Raw genomic sequence first — 2,915 nt, forward strand, 5'->3', positions numbered from 1 at the left:
ACCATCACCGCGCTCATGATGCGTTTCTACGATGTGCAACGCGGCAGCGTCTGCCAAAGCCATATCAGCACGGTGCGCCACCATCTCCAAGTCCCTGCCCATCTCGCCACCGTACACGACCGGAATGTCGACCAATTTTCCTTCTACCGTCAGTGGCGCCAAGTGAGTCCACTCTTTTCGGATATCCTCCAGGACAGCTTGATGATCACACTCGCCCCTCCGAAGAACGACCATCAAATTGTTCATACCGGGCACCACCTCGTCAACGCCAGGCCATCCCTGTATGAGACGAGCCAACGCCCAAAACTGCCCTTGAATGCTTAGGTCAAGAGGTCCCACGACTTCACAAAGGATGGCAGATGTACCGAGGTAACTTAACTTTAATAAAGACATATCGCACCCGGCATGATGACCCTTTACTTCTTCGTTAGGGAAACGATAAGCTACCAAAACGTTCAACAAAAGCGCTTTTTTTTTATCCTAAACTATCGCTTTTGCTCATGGAGAGTACGGTGTTCACCTTTAAGCAGATGGAAGCGATTTTTTGGATCGTTCAGTTGGGTTCGTTCGAGGCGGCGGCCGGCAAACTGAACGCCAGCCAGTCTGCAATCTCGAAGCGAATCCAGGAGCTTGAGAGTGTGTTCGATATTGAAGTGTTCGACCGTACCCATCGCACTGCTCGACTGACGGATAAAGGCGAAGAGCTATTTGCTCATGCGAAAGAATTGCTGCAAAAACGCGACGATGTGGTGGAGTCCGTCAGTGCGAAAACTGTACTCGTAAGAAGGCTACGTCTCGGCGTAACCGAGTTGACTGCGCTCACTTGGCTTCCCCGCCTTGTCAACGCGATCAAAGAGGCCTATCCAAAGGTGACGGTTGAGGCGGAAGTCGAGCTCGGATCAACCTTGAGAGATCGTCTGGCATCAGACATGCTCGATTTTGTGATCGTTCCACAAGCGACGGGCACTGAGCAATTTGTCACCACGCCTTTGGCGGTTGTTGAGAATGCCTGGATGTGCGTGCCGGATATGGTACCGCGGCAAAGCCCGCTGCCTCTAGAGGCTATCTCGCAATTTCCTATAGTGACACAAGGCACACAGTCGGGAACCGGCGCGATATACGGGAAATTCTTGCAACAGCAAGGCGTCGTCGTGTCCAAGCTCCTGACAAGCAATAACCTAATCGCACAAATCGGATTAACGCTGGCAGGCCTCGGAATCAGCTATTTGCCTCGTCAGAGCTTTGAGTACCTGGTCGACGATGGAGCTCTGAGCGTCATCCAAACGAAGCCCGCGTTGCCCCCGGTTCAATATGTGTCAATGTACCGCGGCGACCGGGCCTACGGGCTCACGGAAGATGTGTCACGGCTGGCGCTCGTCCATTGTGATTTTTCAAGTTTGCTGCTGCGTTCCGGCCCGGCGCTCAGATCGCGCGCCAGTACTACCAAGTAAAGCATGGCAAGGACGGGTGAGACGTTTATATATTAGATATCCGCAAAACGGTTTGTTGCTTCGATCAACGCCTCCAAAATTCCTGGCTCATTGAACGCATGGCCGGCGGCACCAATCATCTGGAACGAAGCCTTCGGCCATTTTTTTGACAGTTCCCATGCACTTTGCGCTGGCGTTGCCAAGTCATAGCGGCCTTGAATGATCGCGCCAGGGATGTTGGAAAGGATAGAAGCATCTCGCAGCAATTGCCCCTCTTCCACGAAGCCTTTGTTCTTGAAGTAATGGTTTTCGATCCGGGCGAAAGAAAGGGCGAAATGCGGATCGCTGTGGGTTTGCTCGACCTCCTGATTGGGCAGCAACGTGACTGTGCGACCTTCCCAAATACTCCACGCCTTTGCCGCCTCGAGTTGTTCATTCACGTTGTCGCCCATCAATCGGAGATGGTAGGCCGCCATCATGTCGTCCCGCTCCGCAACCGGAATTGGCAAGAGGTAATCTTCCCACGCGTCGGGATATAACCATGATGCGCCCTCTTGGTACAACCAGAGCAACTCAGCACGACGCAGCGTACAAATCCCACGAAGTATCAGCGCGTTGACGCGCTCGGGATATGTTTCAGCATACGCAAGGGCCAATGCGCTTCCCCACGAGCCCCCGAACACGACCCATTTTTCGACGCCTGACATCTCGCGGAGGCGCTCGATATCTGACACGAGATGCCAGGTGGTGTTATTGAAAAGGCTAGCGTGTGGGGTCGATCGGCCACAGCCCCGCTGGTCGAACAGCAAGACGTTATATCGAGCTGGATCAAACAACCTACGATGGTCCTTACTGCACCCGGCACCGGGTCCACCATGCAAGAAGAGTGCAGGTTTTCCACTAGGATTGCCACATCGCTCCCAATAAACGTTATGTCCGTCACTAGTATTAAGATACCCGCTTTCGTAAGGCTCAATTTCAGGAAACATGGAACATCCCGTGCGTGTTGGAGAATGAAAGATTTCATGGACTCGGTCTACCTGGAACGAACCGTCCAAGGAAGTTTTTTGATCGTGCGGCCGACGGCGGACTTGAACGCGCCATCATCGGTGGAGAAAAGCGAATCCCACAGCATGAAGCCAGTGCGTGCGGGAATGTCGTATTCCACCGCAATACGCCCGGAAACCGGCGTCCAGCCGAGCTTCGCCGAGAACAACATGATGAGGATCAAGCCCCACCAGAAAATCGGCATGGAGTAACCGGTGAGCGCCGTGCCCATAACGCCGTGATCGACGATCGTGCCGCGTTTCAAAGCAGCTGCGACGCCGACGGGCAAACCAATGACGAGGGCAAACATCATCGCGCAAATGGAAAGCTCGACCGTGGCCGGAAAGCGGGCGAGAAACTCGCCCATGACGCTGGTGTTCGTGATGATCGACTGGCCAAGGTCCCCCTTGAGCGCATTTCCAACATAGCGGAAATACT

General features: G+C 53.9%; 3 protein-coding genes and 1 pseudogene. 1 reads left to right on the plus strand and 3 read right to left on the minus strand.

Features of this window, described 5'->3' with window-relative positions; translation table 11 throughout:
* On the minus strand, positions 1-393 hold a 393-nt coding region (locus ACFFAR_RS29725; protein ID WP_375509068.1), incomplete at its 3' end, for a carboxyltransferase domain-containing protein.
* A 119-nt stretch (positions 394-512) separates the two neighbouring features.
* Between ACFFAR_RS29725 and ACFFAR_RS29730 the strand changes: the two genes are divergently transcribed.
* Entirely contained in the window at positions 513-1,451 is a 939-nt protein-coding gene (locus ACFFAR_RS29730) for a LysR family transcriptional regulator (RefSeq protein WP_375509066.1), read from the plus strand.
* A gap of 32 nt (positions 1,452-1,483) precedes the next feature.
* Here ACFFAR_RS29730 and pip read toward each other — a convergent pair whose 3' ends face one another.
* Together pip and ACFFAR_RS29740 are read right to left on the minus strand one after the other, a co-directional pair.
* A complete protein-coding gene (gene pip, locus ACFFAR_RS29735) occupies positions 1,484-2,419 on the minus strand; it encodes a prolyl aminopeptidase (protein WP_375509067.1) in 936 nt (311 codons plus the stop codon).
* A gap of 80 nt (positions 2,420-2,499) precedes the next feature.
* A pseudogene (locus ACFFAR_RS29740) lies at positions 2,500-2,915 on the minus strand (ABC transporter permease subunit); the annotation flags it as partial.

Origin of the sequence: uncultured Caballeronia sp. (genome assembly GCF_964243625.1) — a bacterium.
Classification (GTDB): Bacteria; Pseudomonadota; Gammaproteobacteria; order Burkholderiales; family Burkholderiaceae; genus Caballeronia.

Coding starts and splice junctions, on each gene's coding strand:
- pip (WP_375509067.1), bottom strand. CDS start 2,419: ATGTTTCCTGAAATTGAGCCTTACGAAAGCGGGTATCTTAATACTAGT.